General features: G+C 66.2%; 22 protein-coding genes. 13 read left to right on the plus strand and 9 right to left on the minus strand.

From position 1 onward, the window contains the following. Window positions 1-27: 27 nt before the first annotated feature. The 3 genes from DBY63_RS06390 (at window position 28) to DBY63_RS06400 (ending at window position 2,798) form a co-directional block, all read left to right on the plus strand. Window positions 28-702: a response regulator gene (locus DBY63_RS06390; RefSeq protein WP_027598241.1), complete on the plus strand. Its 675-nt coding sequence runs from the start codon at window positions 28-30 to the stop codon at window positions 700-702. Beyond that, window positions 699-2,075 (plus strand): ATP-binding protein, encoded by a 1,377-nt coding sequence (locus DBY63_RS06395; protein ID WP_108581506.1) that lies wholly within the window; start codon window positions 699-701, stop codon window positions 2,073-2,075. Before DBY63_RS06390 ends, DBY63_RS06395 begins: the two co-directional genes overlap by 4 nt. Window positions 2,076-2,183: 108 nt before the next feature. Further along, a complete protein-coding gene (locus DBY63_RS06400; RefSeq protein ID WP_037007333.1) occupies window positions 2,184-2,798 on the plus strand; it encodes a glutathione S-transferase family protein in 615 nt (204 codons plus the stop codon). A gap of 7 nt (window positions 2,799-2,805) precedes the next feature. Here the strand turns inward: DBY63_RS06400 and DBY63_RS06405 are convergent, their stop codons facing one another. Continuing rightward, complete coding sequence (locus tag DBY63_RS06405) at window positions 2,806-4,062, minus strand: HD-GYP domain-containing protein (protein WP_108581507.1); 1,257 nt, start codon at window positions 4,060-4,062, stop codon at window positions 2,806-2,808. A 106-nt stretch (window positions 4,063-4,168) separates the two neighbouring features. Between DBY63_RS06405 and DBY63_RS06410 the strand changes: the two genes are divergently transcribed. Continuing rightward, window positions 4,169-5,056 (plus strand): acyltransferase, encoded by an 888-nt coding sequence (locus tag DBY63_RS06410; protein ID WP_077171364.1) that lies wholly within the window; start codon window positions 4,169-4,171, stop codon window positions 5,054-5,056. A gap of 71 nt (window positions 5,057-5,127) precedes the next feature. Then, a complete protein-coding gene (gene mdtD / locus DBY63_RS06415; protein ID WP_007161278.1) occupies window positions 5,128-6,561 on the plus strand; it encodes a multidrug transporter subunit MdtD in 1,434 nt (477 codons plus the stop codon). 87 nt (window positions 6,562-6,648) lie between these two features. Here the strand turns inward: mdtD and DBY63_RS06420 are convergent, their stop codons facing one another. Further along, window positions 6,649-6,858, minus strand: coding sequence for a cold-shock protein (locus tag DBY63_RS06420; protein WP_007161279.1), 210 nt, complete (start codon window positions 6,856-6,858; stop codon window positions 6,649-6,651). A gap of 408 nt (window positions 6,859-7,266) precedes the next feature. On the opposite strand from DBY63_RS06420, the gene DBY63_RS06425 reads away from it, so the two are divergent. Continuing rightward, window positions 7,267-7,956 (plus strand): HAD family hydrolase, encoded by a 690-nt coding sequence (locus DBY63_RS06425; protein ID WP_108581508.1) that lies wholly within the window; start codon window positions 7,267-7,269, stop codon window positions 7,954-7,956. 46 nt (window positions 7,957-8,002) lie between these two features. Here DBY63_RS06425 and DBY63_RS06430 read toward each other — a convergent pair whose 3' ends face one another. Both DBY63_RS06430 and DBY63_RS06435 read right to left on the minus strand, forming a co-directional pair. Then, entirely contained in the window at window positions 8,003-9,265 is a 1,263-nt protein-coding gene (locus DBY63_RS06430; RefSeq protein WP_027603074.1) for a saccharopine dehydrogenase NADP-binding domain-containing protein, read from the minus strand. 238 nt (window positions 9,266-9,503) lie between these two features. After that, window positions 9,504-10,997, minus strand: a complete 1,494-nt coding sequence (locus DBY63_RS06435; protein WP_027603073.1) for a lipid II flippase MurJ — start codon at window positions 10,995-10,997, stop codon at window positions 9,504-9,506. A 316-nt stretch (window positions 10,998-11,313) separates the two neighbouring features. Between DBY63_RS06435 and DBY63_RS06440 the strand changes: the two genes are divergently transcribed. From DBY63_RS06440 to DBY63_RS06450, 3 genes are all read left to right on the plus strand, one after another. Further along, window positions 11,314-11,568 (plus strand): YebG family protein, encoded by a 255-nt coding sequence (locus tag DBY63_RS06440; RefSeq protein ID WP_108581509.1) that lies wholly within the window; start codon window positions 11,314-11,316, stop codon window positions 11,566-11,568. Between the two features lie 56 nt (window positions 11,569-11,624). After that, a complete protein-coding gene (locus DBY63_RS06445) occupies window positions 11,625-12,578 on the plus strand; it encodes a nucleoside hydrolase (RefSeq protein ID WP_027598236.1) in 954 nt (317 codons plus the stop codon). A 151-nt stretch (window positions 12,579-12,729) separates the two neighbouring features. Further along, on the plus strand, window positions 12,730-14,940 hold the full coding sequence (locus DBY63_RS06450; protein ID WP_108581510.1) for a M48 family metallopeptidase: 2,211 nt from the start codon (window positions 12,730-12,732) through the stop codon (window positions 14,938-14,940). Between the two features lie 58 nt (window positions 14,941-14,998). On the opposite strand, the gene fba is transcribed toward DBY63_RS06450, so the two are convergent. The 5 genes from fba to epd all read right to left on the minus strand — a co-directional run bounded on the left by fba (window position 14,999) and on the right by epd (window position 18,939). After that, window positions 14,999-16,063, minus strand: coding sequence for a class II fructose-bisphosphate aldolase (gene fba / locus DBY63_RS06455; protein WP_007161286.1), 1,065 nt, complete (start codon window positions 16,061-16,063; stop codon window positions 14,999-15,001). Window positions 16,064-16,181: 118 nt separating this feature from the next. After that, window positions 16,182-16,511: an MliC family protein gene (locus DBY63_RS06460; RefSeq protein WP_108581511.1), complete on the minus strand. Its 330-nt coding sequence runs from the start codon at window positions 16,509-16,511 to the stop codon at window positions 16,182-16,184. Then, on the minus strand, window positions 16,508-16,699 hold the full coding sequence (locus DBY63_RS06465) for a hypothetical protein (RefSeq protein ID WP_007161288.1): 192 nt from the start codon (window positions 16,697-16,699) through the stop codon (window positions 16,508-16,510). The genes DBY63_RS06460 and DBY63_RS06465 overlap by 4 nt, the downstream gene beginning before the upstream one ends. Window positions 16,700-16,704: 5 nt before the next feature. Beyond that, complete coding sequence (locus tag DBY63_RS06470; protein WP_027598233.1) at window positions 16,705-17,868, minus strand: phosphoglycerate kinase; 1,164 nt, start codon at window positions 17,866-17,868, stop codon at window positions 16,705-16,707. A 27-nt stretch (window positions 17,869-17,895) separates the two neighbouring features. Next, window positions 17,896-18,939 carry an erythrose-4-phosphate dehydrogenase gene (gene epd / locus DBY63_RS06475; protein WP_042135368.1) on the minus strand — a complete coding sequence of 348 codons (1,044 nt, stop codon included), beginning with the start codon at window positions 18,937-18,939 and terminating at the stop codon, window positions 17,896-17,898. Window positions 18,940-19,403: 464 nt separating this feature from the next. Here epd and nrdH point away from each other — a divergent pair, with 464 nt between their 5' ends. From nrdH to nrdF, 4 genes are read left to right on the plus strand one after another with little or no spacing between them, the layout of a single operon-like run. After that, window positions 19,404-19,628: a glutaredoxin-like protein NrdH gene (gene nrdH / locus DBY63_RS06480; protein ID WP_007161291.1), complete on the plus strand. Its 225-nt coding sequence runs from the start codon at window positions 19,404-19,406 to the stop codon at window positions 19,626-19,628. A gap of 10 nt (window positions 19,629-19,638) precedes the next feature. Further along, complete coding sequence (gene nrdI, locus DBY63_RS06485) at window positions 19,639-20,043, plus strand: class Ib ribonucleoside-diphosphate reductase assembly flavoprotein NrdI (protein ID WP_027598230.1); 405 nt, start codon at window positions 19,639-19,641, stop codon at window positions 20,041-20,043. Continuing rightward, window positions 20,025-22,166, plus strand: coding sequence for a class 1b ribonucleoside-diphosphate reductase subunit alpha (nrdE, locus tag DBY63_RS06490; RefSeq protein ID WP_108581512.1), 2,142 nt, complete (start codon window positions 20,025-20,027; stop codon window positions 22,164-22,166). Before nrdI ends, nrdE begins: the two co-directional genes overlap by 19 nt. A 10-nt stretch (window positions 22,167-22,176) precedes the next feature. Next, window positions 22,177-23,157 (plus strand): class 1b ribonucleoside-diphosphate reductase subunit beta, encoded by a 981-nt coding sequence (gene nrdF / locus DBY63_RS06495; protein WP_305890889.1) that lies wholly within the window; start codon window positions 22,177-22,179, stop codon window positions 23,155-23,157. Window positions 23,158-23,187 lie beyond the last annotated feature (30 nt).

Genomic DNA, 23,187 nt, shown 5'->3' on the forward strand with positions numbered 1-23,187 from the left:
AACCGCTCAACCGCCTGGGAAAATCCGATGAGAATACTGCTGGCCGAAGACGACATGCTGCTGGGCGACGGCATCCGCGCCGGCCTGGCCCTGGAAGGCGATACCGTCGACTGGGTGACCGATGGCCAGGCCGCCCAGGCTGCGCTGGAAACCGATCCCTTCGATCTGGTGGTGCTCGACATCGGCCTGCCCCGCCGCTCGGGACTCGAGGTCCTGGCCGCGCTGCGCAAGCGCGGCGACGCCACCCCGGTGCTGATCCTCACCGCCCGCGACAAGGTCACCGACCGGGTCACCGGCCTGGACACCGGCGCCGACGACTACCTGACCAAACCCTTCGACCTGGACGAACTGCTCGCCCGGGTCCGCGCCCTCACCCGCCGCAGCGCCGGCCGGGCCCTGCCGCAACTGGAGCACAACGAGCTGCGGGTCGATCCGGCCACCCACCGGGTGACCCTGGCCGGCCAGCCGGTGGAGCTGGCACCGCGGGAATACGCCCTGCTGCGCCTGCTGCTGGAAAACATGGGCAAGGTGCTCTCGCGCAATCGCCTGGAGCAGGCGCTCTATGGCTGGGACGGTGACGTCGAGAGCAACGCCATCGAGGTGCATATCCATCACCTCAGACGCAAGCTCGGCACCAGCCTGATCCGCACCGTGCGCGGCATCGGCTACGGCATCGACCAGCCCGAGCGGCCGGCTCCATGACCGACGGCCCGGCCGTCTCGCTGCGCCGGCGGCTGCTGACGCTGCTGCTGTGCGGCATCTTCGCCTGCTGGCTGATCGCCGCCCTGGTGACCTACCAGCTGGTCCTGCGCCAGGTGAATCGCCTGGCGGACGAGGACATGCTCGACTTCGGCTCGGCCGCCCTGCACCTGGCCACCCTGGGCGAGGGCGGTGACCGCAGTCTGCCGCCCGCGGCCCGGGCCCTGGAGCGCAGCCGCACGGCCATCGCCGACCTGCCGCTGTTCAAGCGGCGCAACGCCCTGGGCTATCTGCTGCAGGCCGGTGATCAGCGCCTCGGCACCCCGGCGCCGCCGGTCGGTCTGGCCGACCAGCCGCCCGGCTTCAGCAGCCTGCTGGCCGAGGGGCAGCACTGGCGCGTGCTGCGGCTGAGCAGCGGCGAGGGGCGCATCTGGATCTACGAAAACCTGGCCGATCGCCGCGGCGCCACCAACCTGCTGCTGCTCGGCTCGCTGTTTCCCCTGGCCCTGGCCCTGCCGGTGCTGGCCGCCCTCATCTGGTTCGGCGTCACCCGCGGTCTGGAACCCCTGCGCCAGCTGGCCGCGCAGATCAAGCAGCGCTCCGCCCAGCGCCTGGAGCCGTTGCCGCTGAGCCGGGTGCCGCTGGAAGCCGCGGTCCTGGTGGAGGAGATCAACGCCCTGCTGGAACGCCTGGACGGGGCCCTGGAGGCGGAGCGCCGGCTGACCAGCGACGCCGCCCACGAGATCCGCACCCCCCTCGCCAGTCTGCTGACCCACACCCAGGTCGCCCTGAGGTCCAGCGACCCCCAGGCCCATGCCCGCGGCCTGGTGCAGGTGCGTCGCAGCGCCGAACGCATCAGCCAGCTGATGGAGCAGATCCTGCTCCTGGCGCGGCTGGACAGCGGCGCCCTGCAGGAGCAGTTCGTCCCCGTCCATCTTGGCCGGCTGGCGGCGGATACCCTGTCGGAACTCGCGCCCCTGGCCATCGAGAAGAACATCGACCTGGTGCTGGAGGATCAGGAGGTCAGGCTGTCGGGTATTCCCACCTGGCTGGGCGTGCTGCTCACCAACCTGGTGGGCAATGCCATCCGCTATACCCCCAGCGGCGGCCAGGTGCTGGTCCGGGTCGTCGAGGAGGTGCCCGGCCAGGTACGTATCGACGTCTGCGACAGCGGCCCCGGGGTCAGTCCGGAAGAACGGGCGGTGATCTTCACTCGTTTCTACCGCAGCGAGAGCGCTGGCCAGAACGTCGGCAGCGGCCTGGGGCTGCCCATCGTCAAGCGCATCGTCGAAATCCATGGCGGCAGCCTGCACCTGGGCGAAGGCCTGCAGGGACGCGGGCTGGGGGTATACGTCGAGCTACCCGGCCTGGCCTGATCCGGCCACCTACGACCAAGGCCATCTTTTACCCGGGACGGCCTAGGGCTTACAGTGCAGGGATTCGCCACAAGCGAATGCAGTCCTGCCTTCTGGAGAGCCCGGCCCATGTCCATGATCCTGTACCACACTCCCGCCTCGCCCTTCGGTCGCAAAGTCGTGGTGATGCTCCACGAGACGGACCTGATCGAGCAGGTGGAGGTGGAAATCGTCCAGCAGACGCCGCTCAACCCCAATCGCGACGTCCTCGATACCAACCCCGCCGGCAAGATTCCTGCCCTGCGCCTGGCCGATGGCACCTGCCTGCACGACAGCCGCGTCATCCTCGACTACCTGGATACCCTGCACGCGCGCACCCCGCTGATCCCGCGGCAGGGCCCGGAGCGCTGGCGGCGCCTGACCCTGGCCTCGCTGTGCGACGCCATGATGGAAGCCGCGGTGCAGATCCGCTACGAGAGCTTCATGCGCCCACCGGGCATGCAGTGGAAGCTCTGGCTGGACAACCAGCAGGAAAAGATCGCCCGGGCGCTGGACTACTTCGAGCGCGAGGCCATCGCCGAACTGGAGGGCGAATTCGACGTGGCCAGCCTGGGCATGGCCTGCCTGCTCGGCTATCTGGACTTCCGCATCCCCACCTGGGCCTGGCGCAGCGACTGTCCGCGCATCGCCGCCTGGTACGCCCGTACCGGCGAGCGGCCCTCGCTGCAGGCGACCCGCCCCTGAGCCGGCGCTAGGCCTGCTGCCAGAGCCGCTCCAGATTGCGAAAGCCCCACTCCTGCGGATCTTCCCGCCGCACGATGCGTTCGTCGGCGGGCGGCCGGGCGAGATCCAGCAACCGCTGCGGCAGCGGCGTGCGCGAACGCGCGGAAAAGAATACCCGCACCCGCGGGGTCAGCAGGCTGTCCGGGTGCTGCTCGACCACCACCGCCAGCTGCTCGTTGCTCAGCCGCACCAGGGAGCCGATCGGATAGATGCCCAGCGTCTTGACGAAGGCCTGGAACACCCGGGGATCGAAGTGCCCCTTCCACTCCGCCATGCGCCGGATCGCCTCGGCCGGACTCCAGGCGGTCTTGTAGGGCCGGGTCGAGGAGACGGCGTCATAGACGTCGCAGACCGCGGCGATGCGCGACAGCAGACTGATCTGGTTGCCGGCCAACCCATGGGGATAGCCGCTGCCATCGAATTTCTCGTGATGGTGCAGGCAGACGTCGATGACCTCCGCGGATGCGCCCCACTGCTGCAGCAGGGCGACGCCTTCCTCGGGATGCCGCCGCATCACGGCGAATTCGGCCTCGGTCAGCCTGCCCGGCTTGTTGAGCACCTCGACGGGGGTGCGCATCTTGCCCACGTCGTGCAGCAGACCGGCCTGACCGGCCAGCAGCACCTGCTCAGCCGGCAGGTCCATTTGCCGCGCCACCGCCGTCATCAGGGCGCAGACCGACACCGAATGGATGTAGGTATACTCGTCGACCGTGCGCAGCCGCGTCAGGCTGATCAGTGCCGTGGGGTGCCGCAACACCGACGCCGAGATCTGCTCGACCACGGTCGCCACTTCGCTCAGCTCGATGGCCTGGCCCAGGCGCACGTCCTGGAACAGCCGCGCCACCTCCTGCTTGGCGTGGGCGCTGACCGCCGACGCCTGCGCCATTTCCTGCGGACAACTGATGGCGGCGACCGGTGCGGTGTCCGTCTCCGGGGTCGGAGCGGCAGCGGGGAGCGCCGCGGGGGCAGCGACCGGCGCGGCAACGGGCTCAGGGACCGCCACCGGTTCCAGGGCGGATGAGCACTCGCTCGGGGACCGGCAATCCAGGCCCTTGGCAATATCGATCCACACCGCGGTCACCGCGCTGTCCTGGATCTTCTGCAGGTCGCGTGGCTCCTGCAGCAGGAAGCGCGCCTTCCAGAACGGATGGTCGATCCAGCTGCCTTCGAATTTGTGGATGTACATGCCGAGGCAGACCTCGGCACTGGTAACCTTTTTGAGCATGGCGTTCACTTCGCAGCGGATCGGCGGCAGCCATCCAGAGGCGGATGATCGCAAAATGCTATGTCACGCCAAAGACTATCGCCCCAAGTTCTAGACGAGAGAATCCATGCACCTCCTGACCGGTATCACCGTCTCTGCGCTGCTCCTGTTGAACACCCTGGTCATGATCGGTCCGCTACTGGTATTCGCCCTGATCAAGCTGCTGCCCCTTGTCGCGCTGCGCGACCTCTGCTCCCGGGTGGTCACCGCCATCGCCGAGACCTGGGCCGAGATCAACAAGGCCATCTTCGCCCGCCTCACCCCCACCGACTGGGACATCCGCGGCACCGAGGCGCTCAGCCGTGACCGCTCCTACCTGGTCATCTGCAATCACCAGTCCTGGGTCGATATCCCCGCGCTCATCGAGACCTTCAACGGCAAGGTGCCCTATTTCAAGTTCTTCCTGAAGAAGGAGCTCATCTGGGTACCCTTCCTGGGGCTCGCCTGGTGGGCGCTGGACTACCCCTTCATGAAGAGATACACCCGCGCCCAGCTGGCCCGCCGCCCGGAACTCAAGGGCGCGGACCTGGCCATCACCCGCCGCGCCTGCGAGAAATTCCGCCGCCAGCCGGTGACCATCGTCAACTACCTGGAAGGCACCCGCTTCACCGCCGCCAAGCATGCGGAGCAGCAGTCGCCCTATCGCCACCTGCTCAAGCCCAAGGCCGGCGGCATGGCCTTCGTCCTCGCCGCCATGGGCGAGCAGCTGGACACCCTGCTGGACGTCACCCTGGTCTATCCCGACGGTCGCGTGCCCGGCTTCTGGGACCTGCTCTGCGGACGAGTCAAACGCGTTATCATCGATATTCGCGCGCGACCTCTGGATCCGGCGCGCTGGGCGGGTGACTACAGCGAAGATGCGGAATTCCGCGCAGGCTTCCAGCAGTGGGTCAGCACGCTCTGGGCAGAGAAGGACCAGCGGATCGAGGCGCTGCTAGATTCCCGCTCGCGCTGAAGGAGCGGGGCACCCTGCCGCCGCCAGACAGTCAGAGAGCGGGTAGTCGGCTGTCTCGACAAGGACCTCCCATGCCCTCCCCGACCCTGGATACCACCACGGCCCGCTGGCTTCCCTGGCTGATCGCCGTGGCCTTCTTCATGCAGTCGCTGGACGCGACCATCGTCAACACCGCCCTGCCGCGCATGGCCGCCGACCTCGGCGAGAATCCGCTGCGCATGCAGGGGGTGGTGATCGCCTACCTGCTCACTGTCGCGCTGCTGATTCCCGCCTCGGGCTGGATTTCCGATCGCTTCGGCAGTCGCCGCGTCTTCTTCACCGCCATCGCCCTCTTCACCTTTGGCTCGCTGCTCTGCGCCCTGGCGCCCAGCCTCAACCTGCTGATCGCCGCCCGGGTAATCCAGGGCCTCGGCGGTTCGCTGATGCTGCCGGTGGGGCGCCTGGTGATCCTGCGCGTCTATCCGCGCAGCGAGCTGGTCCGCATCCTCAGCTTCATCACCATTCCCGGCCTGATCGGCCCTCTGGCCGGCCCGGCCCTGGGTGGCTGGCTGGTGGAAGCCGTGTCCTGGCACTGGATCTTCCTGATCAACCTGCCAGTGGGCATCCTCGGCTGCCTGGCCACCCGCCGCCTGCTGCCGGATCTGCGCAGCCCCCTGCCGCAACGCTTCGACGGCCTGGGCTTCCTGCTCTTCGGCACTTCCATGATCCTCATCAGCATCGCCCTGGAAGGCCTCGGCGAATTGCACCTGCCCCATGTGCGGGTGGTGCTGTTGCTGATGGCCGGCATGGCCTGCATGGTGGCCTACTGGCTGCGCGCCCTGCACCACGACCAGCCACTGTTCTCCGCCGAGCTGTTTCGCATCCGCAGCTTCGCGGTGGGAATCTTCGGCAATCTCTTCGCCCGCCTCGGCAGCGGCGCCCTGCCCTTTCTCATCCCGCTGCTGTTCCAGGTGGGCCTCGGCTACTCGCCGACCCAGGCCGGCCTGCTGATGATGCCCCTGGCGCTGTCGGCGATGCTGGCCAAGCCCATCGCCGGTCCGCTGATCGGGCGCCTCGGCTATCGCCGCCTGCTGGTGGGCAACACCCTGCTACTGGGTTGCCTGATCGCCAGCCTCGCCCTGATCGGTCCCTCGACGCCCTTCGTCTGGCTGCTCATCCACCTCGGCATCCTCGGCGCGGTGAATTCCATGCAGTTCACCGCCATGAACACCATTACCCTCATCGACCTGCACGACCAGCAGGCGGCCAGCGGCAACAGCCTGCTGTCGGTGGTGATGCAACTGGCCATGAGCTTTGGCGTGGCCTGTGCGGCCGCCCTGCTGGGCGGTTTCCAGGACGACTATGGCGACACCGAGGTGCTGTCCGCCTTTCGCGCGACCTTTCTCTGCGTCGGCGCGCTCTCGATGCTGGCGGCGGCGATCTTCCTGCAGGCCTCGCGGGAGACCGGGCGCCGGGTCAAGCCGCTGGCGGCCGAACCGGAAAAGAGCGCGCAGAACGTCGAGTGAAGCGGGCTATAGCACCGCTCGACACGCCATAAACGAAAAACCCCGGCCTGGCCGGGGTTTTTCGTGAGCTTCGGGCGACGTCAGGTGTCAGATGACCTGTACGTGCTCTGCCTGCATGCCCTTCTGGCCTTGCACGACTTCGAAGCTGACCTTCTGGCCTTCAGCCAGGGTCTTGAAACCTTTGCCTTCGATTGCGCGGAAGTGAACGAACACGTCCGGACCGCTCTCGGGAGTAATGAAGCCGTAGCCTTTGGTTTCGTTGAACCATTTGACGGTGCCGTTCTGACGATTCGACATGACGGGTGTTGCTCCTTGGAATAACGGGTTTGTTATGACAGGTGCTGGCGCGGCAGCGCGTTGCATAGACCAGGCACCCGGTACTGAGTTGCAAGGAGTAACAAGAATCGAGCAGCAAGGGGTGGACGGAAAGCCTACCGCCTCAGGTCACGATCGACGGCGACCCAAGCAAACACAGTTCTCGAACTCTACGCCATATTTTTCTGGAAAGCGATTACCCTCCGGAGACCGAAATCGTTTTTGACAAGAGGTAATTTGTCGCGCCATGCAAGGTACTGTGGAGCCGGTTTTCGACCACTCGGACAGCGGCGCAAACCCTCGCCAGTCCTGCTTCCGCGCTTCTTTCCCGCCGTTTCGAATGGCCCGGGCCCACGGCCCGACCATGAAATCCCCCTGCAAGGAATACCGATGAACGTCACCCCTGTGGAACTGCTGATCAGCGATTGCGATGGCGTGCTGGTCGACAGCGAAATCCTCGCCGAACGCGTCGTCCTCGACGGCCTGGCCGCCCATGCACCGCGCGCCGAACTCGAAGCCCTGCTGCACGGGACCTTTGGCCTGACCACCCGGGACATCTTCGCCCTGGTCGAGCAGCGCTTCGGCATCACCCTGCCGCCCGCGCTGTTCAGCGACCTGCGCACCCAGGCGGAAACGCTGATCTCCACCAGCGTGGAAGCCATTCCCGGGGTGAAGCGTGCCCTGGAGAGCATCGACCTGCCACTGGCGGTCGCCTCCAACAGCCTCAGGCACAGCGTCGAATCCTCGGTCCGCCGGGCCGATCTGGTCGAGCGGGTGGCGGGCCATATCTTCAGCGCCGACATGGTGGCCCAGCCCAAGCCGGCACCCGATGTCTATCTCCTGGCCGCCAGGACGATGGGTGTCGCGCCGGAGCGCTGCCTGGTGATCGAGGACAGCGCCACCGGCGTGCGCGCGGCGCTGGCGGCCGGCATGCGCGTCATCGGCTTTACCGGCGCCAGCCACATTCCGCCCAGCCATGGCGAGACCCTGAGCGCGCTGGGCGTGACCGCCCTGATCGCGCACATGGACGAACTCCCCGCCACCGTCGCCCGCCTCCGCGCCGCCGCCAGCGGCGGGTAATGAAAAAGGGGCCCTCAGGGCCCCTTCGCGTTCCGCCTCGGCGAAATCAGGACAGGACCGCACCCACCGCCTTGGGCAGCGCGACCGGTGCGAGATCGGCGCTGGCGTTCCAGGCCGACTCGCTCAGCTGGGTTTCCAGCAGCTGGCGATGGATCGCCTCGCGATGCTGTTGCAGGACGATGTCCAGGGCGCGGCTGGGGGTCAGTTCGACGTCGTCGAAGGTGACGATCTGACCCGGCTCCAGGGCGCGCTTGAGCACGCTGTGCTTGAGCAGGCCGATCGGCAGGTGATCCGGGCACTCAGCGATCTTGACCGCCTCGCCGCGCACGCTGTAGCCACCGATGCCGCGCTCGATGACGTCGCCGGCCGCCATGGGCTTCTTCATGATGGCGGCCACGCTCAGGGTCGGCGTGGTGGAGTTGTTGAGCAGGATCTTGCCGCCGGCGATGACGCGTCTCAGGGTCTTGCCGACCTCCAGGGAGCACAGGTGGAAGGGGCGCACCAGCACGTAGTACGGGCCCTTGCCCAGCTTGAAGTACTCGATGGCACCGGCCTGGTCTTCGTCATGGCGACCGACCACGAAGACGCCACCGGCGGAGTAGCCGCTGGGGATCACGTAGTCGACGATGGGCTGGCCCAGTTGCTCGGCCATCTGCGCGAGGATGTTGGCGCTGTCCTGCAGGTTGGTCGAATTCAGGCCTTCCAGCCCCTGGCGGGTGATGGTCGCGCCATAGTTGTTACCGACCACCACCTGCTCGATCTGCACCTTGGTGCCGTCGGTGAAGGAGGTGGTCTGGTCGACGCTGGTGCCCTGGCGCGCGGACCAGTAGGCCATGTCTTCCGGCGTCGGGTTGTGGTTCAGATAGCCCTTCATGTTGCCGTAGACCAGCGGCTTGAAGCCCATCTGCACGGCCTCTTCGTGCAGCGCCGCCAGCGAGCCCGGCTGGTCGCCCTCGGCCTCGGTCAGGAAGCCCTTGCCGGCCAGGTAGGAACCGGTCGTCACCTGCAGTTCGGCATTGATGGTGACCACCTTGATGCCGGCCTCGAAGGCGCGCTCGATGATCTCGGTGCCGTGGTAGGGGTCGCCGCTGCACTCCACCAGCAGGTCGCAATGATCGATGAGATCCGCCACCGACTGGGTGAGCGCCTCGGTCAGCGGATAGTCGGTGACCGTGGCGATGGGCCGGCGGGTCAGGACGCGGGTCACGGTCATGTCGTCATAGTGACGGCTGATGAGCCGGGCCAGGCAGCGCGAGATCATGCCGGTACCGACGATGCCGATACGGGTGACAGGGGATTGGGAGGACATAGGATCGATTCCTTTCAAAGAGAATGTCGGTAGCGAGCAAAGCCACCATGCGAAGTGCCGACCCCAACTACATGTCCGATCTCTTGCAAATGGAAAAAAGCTTCCATCAGAAATTCTTTGACTGGGATCAATCTTTCCGTGCGACTCGAAGCCAAATCAAAAATTCATGACTTCGTAACAGATAGCGACCAATGGCTGCAGATCGCCACCTTTTTCCTTGCCGTCCAGCGACGGCCGTTCAACTCGTCGGTTCAGCGCGCCCCGTGCCCGAGTCACCGCGCGCCCAATAGCCGCGGCGGAACAGGTCACGTTCGCCCAGGACCAGCAACAGCACCAGGAAGCCCAGCATGGCCACGCTGACGCTGACGATCAGCTCCAGCAGGCCGACCGGCTTGGGCAACAGGAAACTCAGCAGGGCCACTGCGCTGCCCGCGCTGAACCAGCGCAGCAGCAGCGACAGGTGCAGGCCGGCCAGGGAGTGGCGATAGAGCGCCAGCGCCATGAATACCGCCTGCAGGAAGGCTCCGGTGGTAAAGGAGTAGGCCAGTCCCTGGGCACCGAATGGCCGATAGACAACAGCGTCCAGGGCCACGGTGATGAAGGAGCTGGCCAGGGTGGCGTAGAGGAAGGTCCGGGCGCGTTGCTGCGACAGCAGGGCACGCCCCCACAGCAGGGCCAGCCCCATCCAGGGCAGACCCAGGGCATAGGCCACCACCAGGGTGGCGGTCGCCGCGCTCTGCTCGGCGCCAAAGGCCCCGCGCTCCAGCAGCACCTTGACCACCGGCTCGGAGTAGCTGAACAGCACCACGGCCGCCGGCACCAGGAACAGCAGGGTCCCGAGCAGCGCCTTGCGCATCAGCGCGCTGTACTTGTCGGCATTGCCCTCGTTCCAGCTGCGGGTCAGCTCGGGAAAGATCATCGCCAGGATGGACAGCGCATAGAGCGTCAGCGGAATGGTCACGATGCGGTAGGAGAAGGACAGCATGGTGATGTTGCCCTCCGCCAGCAGCGAGGCGAAGAAACGCTCCGCCAGCATGCAACCCTGCTGGGCGCCGGCGGCGAGCAGCACGGGAGCGAAGGTCACGGCGAAGGGACTGCCTTCGGGCTTCTCGAAGGCCACCGAGCGCTCGCCGAGATAGCCCAGGCGGCGGTGCTGGATGACGATCAGCAGCACCTGGGGCAGCAGCATGCCGGTGAACAGCGCGATACCGCTCGGCTGCAGGATGACGATGGCCAGGATGGCGCCCAGATTGAGCATCAGGGTGCGGGTCATCGGCAGAATGAAGATGCGATCGAGGTTGAGCAGCGCGCCCTGGCAATAGAGGACGGCCTGCACGCAGATCAGCAGGGTACCGACGGCGAAGACCAGCTTGCCGGTCTCGACCTGCTCGTCGCTCCAGCCCGGCGCCAGGGCATGCATCAGCCAGGGACTGGCGAGGACGCCGATCACCGACAACAGCAGGCCGAACAGGCCGATGCGCCAGTACAGCCAGCGACCGACCTGCTCGTACTGGGCGTTGCAGCGGTCGCGGATGCGTTGCAGATAGGGAATCATGGCATCGCGCAGGGCGAGGCCGAAGAAGCTCTCGAAGAACACCGGCAGGATGAGCGCGACAAAGATCAGGTCGGCTTCCCAGCTCACGCCGAATTGGCGGGCGATCAACAGGTCGCGCAGGAACCCCAGCAGAAAGCTGGCGACCGTGATGGCCAGGATGATGAGGGTCGAACTCACGCCCGCACCTCGATCGACCCAGACGGGCCAAGCGCGGCAATAAGCGGACGGATAAAAATGGCAGGCATTGGCGGTCTCGTTCCGTGAGCCGGAGGTGATCCGGATAAAGGCGGGCAGTGATGCCCGTTTGGTCCAGACTCAGAGACCAGCTTCCGCGCTTAAGTTTCCCGAGGCAAATCTGGAGACACGCAGAAATGTCGAACGATTGGCAAATTGCCATGAGTGACCGAAGGCTGACCGCCGAGCGGTAGTCCTTGCAATCCCGCGACAAGCCAAATACTGTATATATAGCCAGATACAGAATACGAGGTGACGCATGGCCGTCGAAGTGTTGTATCGCAGCAGCCGAGATCCGGAGCGCCTGTTCATGGATAAAGCCGAAGCCGATCGTCACGACAAGATGTTGGAGCTGGCCGAGTCGCTCGCCAGCGTATTGGACAAGGCCGTACCCGGTCTTGCCGAGAAGCAGTACGAAGACCTGGGGCTGTTCATGGCCCGCAATCGCGAGGTCTTCGCCCGGGCGTTTCGCAACCAGCCGGATGCGCTGGGCGAGTTGGACCTGCCCAGCTAGCAAGGGGCGCTGCCCCTCGGGTAGCCTGGGAAGAGATCTGAGCCGGAGAAAGCCTCTTGTCCCTTCCCATCATCTTCGATACCGATCCTGGCGTGGACGACGCCCAGGCCATCGCCCTGCTGTTTGCCGATCCCGCCTTCGAGGTGATCGGGCTGACCACCACCTTCGGCAATGTGCCGGTCACCACGGCGACCCGCAACGCCCTGCTGCTCACCGAGCTGGCCGGCCGGGACACGCCCGTCGCGGCAGGGGTGGCCGAGCCCCTGGTCAAGCCGGCCGGCAACCACGCCCTGCACGTGCATGGCCAGGATGGCCTGGGCAACCAGCAGCTGCCCACACCAAGCCAGACACCCCACGCCCTGGATGCGGCGCGCTTCATCGTCGAGCAGACCCGCCTGCGACCGGGCGAGATCACCCTGGTGGCGGTCGGGCCGCTGGGCAACCTGGCCCTCGCCCTGGCGCTGGATCCCACGGTCGCCGAGCGCGTCCGCGAAGTTGTGGTGATGGGCGGCGCCATCGTCGAGCCGGGCAACGTCACGCCGGTGGCCGAAGCCAACATCTTTTCCGACCCCCATGCCGCGGCGCGGGTCTTCGCCGCTCCCTGGCCACTGACCCTGGTCGGCCTCGATGCCACCCACCGCGCCGTGCTCGATCCGCCCCGCCTGCAGCGCATCGCGGCGCGCCAGGGCGCCCTCGGCGAGGTGCTCGCCCGCAGCTATGACTTCTATGCGGACTTCTACCGCAGCGTGAAGGACATCGACGGCTGCCATCCCCACGACAGCTGCGCCCTCGCCTATCTGCGCCGCCCCGAGCTGTTCCACACCGCTCGCGGTCATCTCAGCGTCGGCACCGAAGGCCTGGCGGAAGGCCAGACCTTTTTCGCCCCCGAGGGGCGCGCCTACCTGGACGGGCGCTGGTCCGGCAATCCGCTGGTCACGGTCTGCCTGGGCATGGATGGCGCCGCCATGGTGGCCTGGATGGAAGAGGTCCTGACCGCAGCGGAGCGGTAATCGGTCACGAATCCGCCAGAAGGGCGTGCCAGAGCGGCCCGGGGCCGCGCAACTGAGAGCCATGCACGCAACGCGATTGCAGCAGTGAGGTAGAAAGCCGCTCTGGATTTCTACCTACCGCCCCGGCGGACGACTGCGCAAAGGATTGCCCATGGCTCGCTACGATCTCCTGCTCAGCGGCAGCTGCCGCGACGATGTTTCCCCCGACACCCTGAGGATCAGCCTGCTCTATCAGCTCAAGCTGGCACCGGAGCAGGTGGAGCGCCTGCTGCCCCCGGCCAGGGGTGTCCTCAAGCGGGATCTGGCCAGCGCGCAAGCCCACGAATGGGTCGAGCGGCTGCGAGATACGGGACTGGATGTCCATCTGGTCGAACGCCAGGAATCCACCCCCGTCGCCCAGGACCTCGATCTGCAGGCGCGTCTGGCCGCGTTGCAGGCAGCGGGCCTGCCGCGCCCGGCCTTCTCCCTGGGTGAGCGCCTGCAACTGCTGGCGGCCGTGCTCCTCGGCCTGACGCTCAGCCTGCTCTATCTGCTGCCGGGCCTGGCCGGATTGCTGCTGGCGATCTGTGCCCTGGCGGCCTTCATCACTCTGCTGCACCAGGATATCGTCGTCGCCTGTGGCCTGGCCCTGCCGCTGGCCGGCCTGGGCGCCTGGCTGGCCCTGGGCTTTCTGGCGCCGCGCCCGGGCCGAGGAACAGAAGCCGCCGCCGAACGGCCGCTGACGCCAGCCCAGGAGCCGGCGCTGCATTCGCTGATCGCAGCGCTCTGCCAGGCCATGGGGGTCTGCCCGCCTCGGCGCCTGCTGCTGACGGCGGAGGTCGACATCCGCTTCGCGGTCAGGACCCGGACGCTGCGCCTGGGTCTGCCGCTGATGACGGCCCTCACCCGCGATCAGTACCTGGCCAGCCTCGCCCATGTGCTGGGGCACCAGGTGAGCGGTCTGGATCGTCTGGGGGGCGCCCTGCTCAATGCCTGCCTCGCGCAACTGGAACGCCTCGGCCAGGCGGCGTCCCGAGGGCTCCTCGCCCGCGTCGCCCGTGGCTGGGCCCGACTGCTCTTTGCCAGCGGCCAGCGCCTCACCCGCACCGCCAGCCAGCGCCGGGAAGCCCGCGCCGATCATTACCAGGTCCTGCTGGGCGGCAGCGCGGCCTTTCGCGCGACGGCGCGCCAGACGCGCCTGGCCCAGCAGGCCTGGCGTGAAGCCAGACGGCGCAGCCTGACGGCACCCGCGGCCCAGGGCCTGGTCGGCAATCTGCTGGAGTTGCACGCGGCCCTGCTGGCTCGCCAGACGCTCTCCCCCACGCCGACCTCCGCCAGCAGCCGCTACTGGGGTCGTCATCCGGCGGATCGGCAGCGGATCGCCTGGGCCGAGCGGCATCCGCTCCCCGGACTGCTGGACGACCGGCGCCCTGCCAGTGCCCTGCTGGAGCAGCCCGATGCGCATGGCCGCGCCCTGACCCTGCTGGTCCATCGCCTGGCCGGCCGCCAGCCCGAGGCGGAGCCAGCGGCCACGGTGGCCACGCTGGTTCCGGAACCGGTCCAGGACAGTGACACGGACCTGCAGCGCTGGAGTGGCCATGCCTGGCCCGATTGCCCCTGGCTACCCCTGCACCTGCCGCTGGAGCGGACCACCCGCGCCCTTGAGGCAGACACTGTCCGCGAACGCATCCTGCTGCTGGCCGCCGGCACTGCGGACGCCTGGCAGGAAGCGGAAAAGCAAAGCCAGCGGCGCTGCCTGCTGGCCTTCTACGAAGAGCTGCACAGTCATGGACTGGCCCACGTCGTTCACGGCGAAGGGGCGTTCAACCAGGAGCACTTGCAGGAGTATCGGGCCATCGATACCTGGCAGACCGCCGCGCGCCAGCAGTTGCTGGCCGTGGCGCCGCTCTATCGGCAGCGCATCGAACGGGCCCTGGCCCAGCGTCTGCCCGGCCAGGAGCAGGCTGCCGAGCTCTATCGGCTGCTGCTCACCCTGGCCGAGCGCTATCCGGACGTGGAGCGCCTGCGCGAGGCGCGCCTGCTGGTGAAGGAATACCGCACCCTGCAGCGGCGACCGCAGGGCCCCAGTCAGATCAATGCCCTGTGCGAATTCGCCAAGCAGGATTATCGACGCCGGGTCGCGGACTGGCTGGCCTGCGACCTGCCCCTGCCTCCCGCCATCGCCACGGTCAGCCTGGGCGACTACCTGCAGCGTCACTGCCCCCGGCTCGATCTCGCCGAGGATTCCCTCTCCGCGGTCTATCGCCACAGCGCCGAGCTGCTGCCTGCGCTCAACACCCTGCACCAGCGTCTCTGGCTGCTCCTCGCCCGCGCCTGCCTGGCCGCCGAAGCCGATCAGGCGTCGCTGCAACAAAGCGCCTGAGCCTGGCTGCGGGCCATAAAAAAAGGCCCCATACGGGGCCTTTTCCTGCAGCGCGGGATCAGTTGACCTTGGGATCCAGCTCGCCGCGGGCATAGCGCTCGAACATGGCGTCCAGGGAGATCGGCTTGATCTTGGAGGCCTGGCCGGCGGTGCCGAAGGCTTCGTAACGGGCGATGCAGACGTCGCGCATGGCGGTGACGGTCTTGGCCAGGTACTTGCGCGGGTCGAACTCGCTACGATTCTTGGCCATGAACTCGCGGATGGCACCGGTGGAGGCCAGACGCAGGTCGGTGTCGATGTTGACCTTGCGGACCCCGTACTTGATGCCTTCGACGATCTCCTCGACCGGCACGCCGTAGGTTTCCTTGATGTCGCCACCGTACTCGTTGATGATCTTCAGCCACTCCTGGGGCACCGAGCTGGAGCCGTGCATGACCAGGTGGGTGTCCGGGATGCGCGCATGGATTTCCTTGATGCGCTGGATCGACAGGGTGTCCCCGGTCGGCGGCTTGGTGAACTTGTAGGCGCCGTGGCTGGTGCCGATGGCGATGGCCAGGGCGTCGACCTTGGTGGCCTTGACGAACTGGGCGGCTTCTTCCGGATCGGTCAGCAGCTGGCTGTGATCCAGAGTGCCTTCGGCGCCCACGCCGTCTTCTTCACCGGCCATGCCGGTTTCCAGGCTGCCCAGGCAGCCCAGCTCGCCTTCCACGGACACGCCGCAGGCATGGGCGAAGGCCACGGTCTGCTGGGTGACGCGCACGTTGTAGTCGTAGTCGGACGGCGTCTTGCCGTCGGCCATCAGCGAGCCGTCCATCATCACCGAGGAGAAGCCCAGCTGGATGGAACGCTGGCAGACGTCGGGGCTGGTGCCGTGGTCCTGGTGCATGACCACCGGGATGTGCGGGAATTCTTCCACCGCAGCCAGGATCAGGTGACGCAGGAAGGGAGCGCCGGCGTACTTGCGGGCACCGGCGGAGGCCTGAACGATGACCGGCGAATCGGTCTTGTCGGCGGCTTCCATGATGGCGCGCATCTGCTCGAGGTTGTTGACGTTGAAGGCCGGGACGCCGTAGCCGAATTCGGCGGCGTGATCCAGCAGCTGACGCATGCTGACGAGTGCCATTGGTGATTATCTCCCTACAAAGGCGGTGGTGGCGCCAGCCTGCATGAGCGGCTGGCAGGGTTCAAGCGGCCGACCCCTGGCCGCCCTGGATTAATCGGTTCAGCTGACATTCGCCGCTTCAAGGCGTCCGGCAGCCGCGGCCGATGAGGTCGTTGTTGGCGATCCAGTAGACGAGTCCCTGGTCGCCGCGGATATGCAAAGCCACCAGCCCGTCGGTATAGGACTGGCCATCAGTGGCCGGTTCGCGGTTGAGATGGCGGATCAGCCCATCGCCTTCCAGCTTGAGGTCGACGATGGACTGGCTGCGATCCACATAGCGCCAGTCGAAGGCCGCCTTGGAATCGCAGACCCAGTGGGTCCAGCCGCCCGTCTGATGCGCGCCGCGACCGGCACAGCCGGTCAGCACGGCGAGACCCAGCAGACCGAGGGCGAGCGTGCGCCCCTTCACTGGGCGCAACCGCTGGCAGGACGGCTGGCGTTGCCATTGAGCGTATCGACCCGCTCGCCATTCTGCGCCGTGGGCGTGGCGGCTGCCGCCGGTGGCGGCGCGAACACCGCGCAGGCCTTGTCGGCATTGCCACCGGCGCAACCGGCCAGCATCAGGACAGCGGAACAGACGAGCAGCGGCGTACGCATGGCGATTACTCCTGGGCGCGTTGCTGGAGGACTTCGACGGCCGGCAGGACCTTGCCCTCGACGAATTCGAGGAAGGCGCCGCCACCGGTGGAGATATAGGAGACCTTCTCGCCGATGCCGTACTTGTCGATGGCGGCCAGGGTGTCGCCACCACCGGCGATGGAGAAGGCGTCGCTGTCGGCGATGGCCTGAGCCAGGGTGCGGGTGCCTTCGCCGAACTGGTCGAATTCGAAGACGCCCACCGGACCGTTCCAGAGGATGGTCTTGGCCGACTTGAGCAGGTCGGCGAATTGCTGGGCGCTGACCGGGCCGATGTCGAGGATCATGTCGTCGTCGGCCACGTCGTTGATCGACTTGGTAGTGGCCTGGGCGGTCTCGGCGAATTCCTTGGCGACCACCACGTCCACCGGCAGCGGCACGCTGACCTTGGCGGCGATGGCCTTGGCGGTGTCCACCAGATCGGCTTCGTACAGCGACTTGCCGACCTTGTAGCCGGCCGCGGCGAGGAAGGTGTTGGCGATGCCGCCGCCGACGATCAGCTGGTCGCAGATCTGCGCCAGGGAGTTGAGCACGTCCAGCTTGGTGGAGACCTTGGAGCCGGCGACGATGGCGGCCATCGGGCGGGCGGGATTGCCCAGCGCCTTGCCCAGGGCGTCCAGCTCGGCGGCCAGCAGCGGACCGGCCGCGGCGACCTTGGCGAACTTGGCCACGCCATGGGTCGAACCCTCGGCGCGGTGGGCGGTGCCGAAGGCGTCCATGACGAAGATGTCGCACAGGGCGGCGTATTTCTTCGCTAGCTCATCGGCGTTCTTTTTCTCGCCCGCGTTGAAGCGCACGTTCTCCAGCAGCACCAGCTGACCCGGCTCCACCTGGACGCCGTCCAGGTAGTCCTTCACCAGGGGCACCTCGCGGCCCAGGGCCTTGCTCAGGTAGGCCGCGACCGGGGCCAGGCTGTTTTCCTCGCTGAACTCGCCTTCGGTGGGACGACCCAGGTGCGAGCAGACGATCACCGCGGCCCCCTTTTCCAGGGCCAGCTTGAGGGTCGGCAGGGCGGCGACCAGGCGGGCATCGCTCTTGATCTGGCCTTCCTTCACCGGAACGTTGAGGTCTTCGCGAATCAGGACGCGCTTACCCTTCAGATCGAGGTCGCTCATTTTCAACACGGACATACAGGCAATCCCTTAGTTGTGCTTGTTTCAGGTGGGCTTGGCGATGCGCAGCCAATGGCCGGCGACGTCGAGCATGCGGTTGGCGAAGCCCCATTCGTTGTCGAACCACACCAGCAGATTGACCAGCCGGGGGCCGGAAACGCGGGTCTGGCTGCCATCGACGATGGCGGAATGGGGATCGTGGTTGAAATCGCAGGAGGCGTGGGGCAACTCGGTGTAGTCGATCAGCCCGGCCAGGGGACCGCTCTGGGCGGCGTCACGCAACAGGGTGTTGAGCGCCGGCGCCGTGGTGTCGCGGCCGACGATGCAGGTGATGTCCAGGCAGGAGACGTTGACCGTGGGTACGCGCACGGCGCGGGCCTGGATGCGCCCGCCGAGCTCGGGCAGCAGGCGTTCGATGCCGCGCGCCAGGCCGGTCGCCACCGGGATGATCGACTGGAACGCCGACCGCGTCCGCCGCAGATCTTCGGCATGGTAGGCGTCGATCACGGGCTGGTCGTTCATGGCCGAGTGGATCGTGGTGATGGAGACGTACTCCAGACCCAGGGTCTCGTGCAAAAGTTTCAGCACCGGGACGCTGCAATTGGTGGTGCAGGACGCATTCGAGACCAGCGTCTCGTCACCGCGCAGGGCCTGCTGGTTGACGCCATAGACCACGGTGGCGTCGACGTCGGTCTCGCTGACCATGGGCTGGGAGAACAGCACCCGCGGCGCGCCGGCGGCGAGAAAGCGTCCGGCCTCGGCACGGGTGCTGAAGGCGCCGGAGCATTCCAGCACCAGATCGACGTCCAGTGCGCGCCAGTCCACCCGCTCGGGCTCCGCCTCGCGGCGGATCTCCAGGGCCTGGTCGCCGATGCGCAGGCGTTCGCCGTCCAGCGCCACCCGCCCGGGAAAGCGGCCATGGGTGGAGTCGAAGCGGGTCAGGTATTCGAGACTGGGCCGGTCGGCCAGATCGTTGAGGGCGACGATGGCGAGCTCGCTCGCCGCACCGCGCTCGTGCAGGGCACGCAACACGCAACGACCGATGCGACCGTAGCCGTTGAGAGCGAGGCGATAGCGAGCGGAACTCATGCGTGAACGGACTCGGGCGCAAGCGAAAGGCCGATTATGCGGCGGTTCGACGACGAATGGGAGTCGCGAGCGTAGTCAGGGCGACTTTCGCACTACAAAAAGGCGCTCTCCTTGGCAGACAGGAAAGAAATCCACCCTCTGGCCAGACGCCCCTGCCGCAGCCACGGCGTCTTGCGGTCTGCAGGGGGAAGTCCGCAGGTAGCCCTAGGGGCGGAGGGACTACCTGGTTCAGCGGCCATGGCCTGACAAAAATCGTCATCCAGGCGTGATAGAGCAGAGCCATGACCCAGATCAAAATCCCCACTTGTTGTGGTGTAGAAATTCAAAAACACCATATGTAGTATCTGGACCGAACTTGAGACCCAAGTCGAACTCAAAGGAAAGGACCCGCGCCGCCCCGGCAGAGCCCGGCTGGCGACAGGCTTTTTCCTTTGAGTTCGCCCCACTACGGACAGGAGTCAGCCATGACCATCACCATCTACAGCAAGCCCGCCTGCGTGCAGTGCAACGCCACCTATCGCGCCCTGGATCGCCAGGGCATCGCCTACCAGGTGGTGGACATCGAGCAGGACGCCAAGGCGCGCCAGACCGTGGAATCCCTGGGCTATCGCCAGGTACCGGTAGTGGTGGCCGGTGACGACCACTGGGCCGGCTTCCGCCCGGACAAGCTCGGCCAGCTGGTGGCCTGAGGCCAGGACCATGGGCGAGCTGCTGTATTTCTCCAGCACCTCGGAGAACACCCACAGATTCGTCGAGAAACTCGGACTGCCGGCGCGGCGTATCCCCCAGGATCCCGCCGCCGAACCGCTCAAGGCCCGCGAGCCCTACATCCTGGTCTTGCCGACCTATGGCGGCGGCGGCAGCAAGGGCGCGGTGCCCAAGCCGGTCATCCACTTTCTCAACGATCCGCACAATCGTGCCCTGATCCGCGGCGTCATCGCCGCCGGCAACACCAACTTCGGCGAGGGCTACTGCCTGGGCGGACGCATCGTCGCCCAGAAATGCGCGGTACCCCTGCTCTACCAATTCGAATTGCTCGGCACGACGGAAGACGTCGACCGGGTGCGCACGGGAGTGAACGACTTTTGGCAACGTCAGGCCTGACCCCGACCGGCAGCGAGGCGGACTACCACGCGCTCAACGCCATGCTCAATCTCTACGGCCCCAACGGCGAGTTGCAGCTGGACAAGGACCGCCAGGCGGCGCGCCAGTACTTCCTGCAGCACGTCAACCAGAACACCGTGTTCTTCCATAACCTGGACGAAAAACTCGACTACCTGGTGGACAAGGGCTACTACGAGGCGGCGGTGCTGGAGCAATACGCCCCGGCCTTCGTCAAGGCGCTGTTCGAGCGTGCCTACGCCTACAAATTCCGCTTCCAGAGCTTCCTGGGCGCCTTCAAGTACTACACCAGCTATACCCTCAAGACCTTCGATGGCCAGCGCTACCTGGAGCGCTACGAGGATCGGGTGTGCATGGTCGCCCTGAGTCTGGCCCGTGGTGACGAGCGCCTGGCCGAGTCCCTGGTGGACGAGATGATCAGCGGGCGCTTCCAGCCGGCCACCCCGACCTTCCTCAACGCCGGCAAGCGCCAGCGCGGCGAGTTGGTGTCCTGCTTCCTGCTCCGCATCGAAGACAACATGGAGTCCATCGGCCGCGCGGTGAATTCGGCGCTGCAGCTGTCCAAGCGTGGCGGCGGCGTGGCCTTCCTGCTGAGCAACGTGCGCGAGGTCGGGGCGCCGATCAAGCGCATCGAGAACCAGTCCTCCGGCATCATCCCGATCATGAAACTGCTGGAAGACGCCTTCTCCTACGCCAACCAGCTGGGTTCGCGCCAGGGCGCCGGGGCCGTCTACCTCAATGCCCACCACCCGGACATCCTGAGATTCCTCGACACCAAGCGCGAGAACGCCGACGAGAAGATCCGCATCAAGACCCTGTCCCTCGGCGTGGTCATCCCGGACATCACCTTCGAGCTGGCCAAGCGCAACGCCGACATGTACCTGTTCTCGCCCTACGACGTGGAACGGGTCTATGGCGTACCCTTCGCCGACATCAGCGTCAGCGACAAGTACGCCGAGATGGTGGCCGATGCGCGCATCCGCAAGCGCAAGATCAACGCTCGGGAATTCTTCCAGACCCTGGCAGAGATCCAGTTCGAATCCGGCTACCCGTACCTGATGTTCGAAGACACGGTGAGTCGCGCCAATCCCATCGCCGGGCGCATCAACATGAGCAACCTCTGCTCGGAGATCCTCCAGGTCAACACCCCCAGCCGCTTCGACGAAGACCTGGGCTACGAGCATGTCGGCCAGGACATCTCCTGCAACCTGGGCTCGCTGAACATCGCCCGCACCATGGATTCGCCGGATCTGGGCCGCACCGTGGAAACCGCCATCCGCGGCCTAACCGCGGTCTCGGAAATGAGCGACATTCGCTGCGTACCCTCGGTGGCCGCCGGCAACGCCGCCTCCCACGCCATCGGCCTGGGGCAGATGAACCTGCACGGTTACCTGGCCCGCGAGCACATCCATTACGGCTCGGCCGAAGGCCTGGATTTCACCAATCTGTACTTCTACACCGTCACCTACCATGCGGTGCGCGCCTCCAATCGCCTGGCCATCGAACGCGGCCAGAGCTTCCAGGGCTTCGCCGATTCCAAGTACGCCAGCGGCGAGTATTTCGACCAGTACACCGAGGGCGACTTCACCCCGCGCACCCCGCGGGTGGCCGAGTTGTTCGAGGTGGCCGGCATCCGCCTGCCGACCCGCGCGGACTGGCAGGAACTCAAGGCCTCGGTGATGGCGCACGGGCTGTTCAACCGCAACCTCCAGGCCATCCCGCCGACCGGGTCGATTTCCTACATCAACCACTCCACTTCGAGCATCCACCCCATCGTCGCCAAGGTGGAGATCCGCAAGGAAGGCAAGCTGGGCCGCGTCTACTACCCGGCGCCCTACCTGGCCGACGACAACCAGGAGTTCTACCAGGACGCCTACGAGATCGGCCCGGAAAAGATCATCGACACCTATGCCGAGGCCACCCGCCATGTCGACCAGGGACTGTCGCTGACGCTGTTCTTCCGCGACACCGCTACCACCCGCGACATCAATCGGGCGCAGATCTACGCCTGGAAGAAGGGCATCAAGACGCTCTATTACATCCGCCTGCGCCAGGCCGCCCTGGAAGGCACCGAGGTGCAGGGCTGCGTGTCCTGCAGCCTGTGAGGAAAAGGTCATGAATGTAGCTATGAACGCCCCGCGCCTGAATCGCATCAACGCCATCAACTGGAACCGCATCCAGGACGAAAAAGACTTGGAAGTGTGGAATCGCCTGACCGGCAACTTCTGGCTGCCGGAAAAGATCCCGCTGTCCAACGACATCCCCTCCTGGGCGACCCTGACGCCCAAGGAGCAGCAGCTGACCATCCGCGTCTTCACCGGCCTGACCCTGCTGGACACCATCCAGAACGCAGTGGGCGCCCCGACCCTGCTGGCCGATGCCGTCACCCCCCACGAGGAAGCGGTGATCGCCAACATCGGCTTCATGGAAGCCGTGCATGCGCGCTCCTACAGCTCGATCTTCTCCACTCTCTGCTCGACGCCGGACGTGGACGAGGCCTATCGCTGGAGCGAGGAGAATCCCTATCTGCAGACCAAGGCCGACCTGATCCTGGCGCGCTACCACGCCGAGGACCCGCTGCTGCGCAAGGTGGCCAGCGTCTTCCTGGAATCCTTCCTGTTCTATTCGGGCTTCTACCTGCCGATGTACTGGTCCAGCCGCGCCAAGCTGACCAACACCGCCGATCTGATCCGCCTGATCATTCGCGACGAGGCGGTGCACGGCTACTACATCGGCTACAAATTCCAGCAGGCCCTGGCCAAGGAAAGCCCGGAGCGCCGCCAGCAGGTCAAGGACTTCGCCTACGAGCTGCTGCAAGATCTCTACGACAACGAGGTGGCCTACACCGAGGACCTCTACGACAGCGTCGGCTGGAGCGAGGACGTGAAGAAATTCCTTCACTACAACGCCAACAAGGCGCTGATGAATCTGGGCTTCGAGGCCCTGTTTCCCAGCAGCATGACCGACGTCAGCCCGGCGATCCTCGCCGCCCTGTCGCCCAGCGCCGACGAGAACCACGACTTCTTTTCCGGCTCGGGTTCGTCTTACGTCATCGGCAAGGCGGTGAGTACCGAAGACGAGGATTGGGATTTCTGAGCCTACCTCCTGCTCCGACCAGCCCCCTCT

This window comes from Pseudomonas sp. RIT411 (genome assembly GCF_003057735.2).
GTDB classification, from domain to species: domain Bacteria; phylum Pseudomonadota; class Gammaproteobacteria; order Pseudomonadales; family Pseudomonadaceae; genus Chryseomonas; species Chryseomonas oryzihabitans.

Coding starts and splice junctions, on each gene's coding strand:
- DBY63_RS06390 (WP_027598241.1), top strand. CDS start 28: ATGAGAATACTGCTGGCCGAAGACGACATGCTGCTGGGCGACGGCATC.
- DBY63_RS06440 (WP_108581509.1), top strand. CDS start 11,314: ATGGCCGTCGAAGTGTTGTATCGCAGCAGCCGAGATCCGGAGCGCCTG.
- DBY63_RS06405 (WP_108581507.1), bottom strand. CDS start 4,062: ATGCTCAAAAAGGTTACCAGTGCCGAGGTCTGCCTCGGCATGTACATC.
- DBY63_RS06400 (WP_037007333.1), top strand. CDS start 2,184: ATGTCCATGATCCTGTACCACACTCCCGCCTCGCCCTTCGGTCGCAAA.
- DBY63_RS06410 (WP_077171364.1), top strand. CDS start 4,169: ATGCACCTCCTGACCGGTATCACCGTCTCTGCGCTGCTCCTGTTGAAC.
- DBY63_RS06465 (WP_007161288.1), bottom strand. CDS start 16,699: ATGCGTACGCCGCTGCTCGTCTGTTCCGCTGTCCTGATGCTGGCCGGT.
- DBY63_RS06430 (WP_027603074.1), bottom strand. CDS start 9,265: ATGTCCTCCCAATCCCCTGTCACCCGTATCGGCATCGTCGGTACCGGC.
- DBY63_RS06420 (WP_007161279.1), bottom strand. CDS start 6,858: ATGTCGAATCGTCAGAACGGCACCGTCAAATGGTTCAACGAAACCAAA.
- DBY63_RS06395 (WP_108581506.1), top strand. CDS start 699: ATGACCGACGGCCCGGCCGTCTCGCTGCGCCGGCGGCTGCTGACGCTG.
- DBY63_RS06450 (WP_108581510.1), top strand. CDS start 12,730: ATGGCTCGCTACGATCTCCTGCTCAGCGGCAGCTGCCGCGACGATGTT.
- fba (WP_007161286.1), bottom strand. CDS start 16,063: ATGGCACTCGTCAGCATGCGTCAGCTGCTGGATCACGCCGCCGAATTC.
- nrdH (WP_007161291.1), top strand. CDS start 19,404: ATGACCATCACCATCTACAGCAAGCCCGCCTGCGTGCAGTGCAACGCC.
- nrdI (WP_027598230.1), top strand. CDS start 19,639: ATGGGCGAGCTGCTGTATTTCTCCAGCACCTCGGAGAACACCCACAGA.
- mdtD (WP_007161278.1), top strand. CDS start 5,128: ATGCCCTCCCCGACCCTGGATACCACCACGGCCCGCTGGCTTCCCTGG.
- epd (WP_042135368.1), bottom strand. CDS start 18,939: ATGAGTTCCGCTCGCTATCGCCTCGCTCTCAACGGCTACGGTCGCATC.
- DBY63_RS06425 (WP_108581508.1), top strand. CDS start 7,267: ATGAACGTCACCCCTGTGGAACTGCTGATCAGCGATTGCGATGGCGTG.
- DBY63_RS06470 (WP_027598233.1), bottom strand. CDS start 17,868: ATGTCCGTGTTGAAAATGAGCGACCTCGATCTGAAGGGTAAGCGCGTC.
- nrdF (WP_305890889.1), top strand. CDS start 22,177: ATGAATGTAGCTATGAACGCCCCGCGCCTGAATCGCATCAACGCCATC.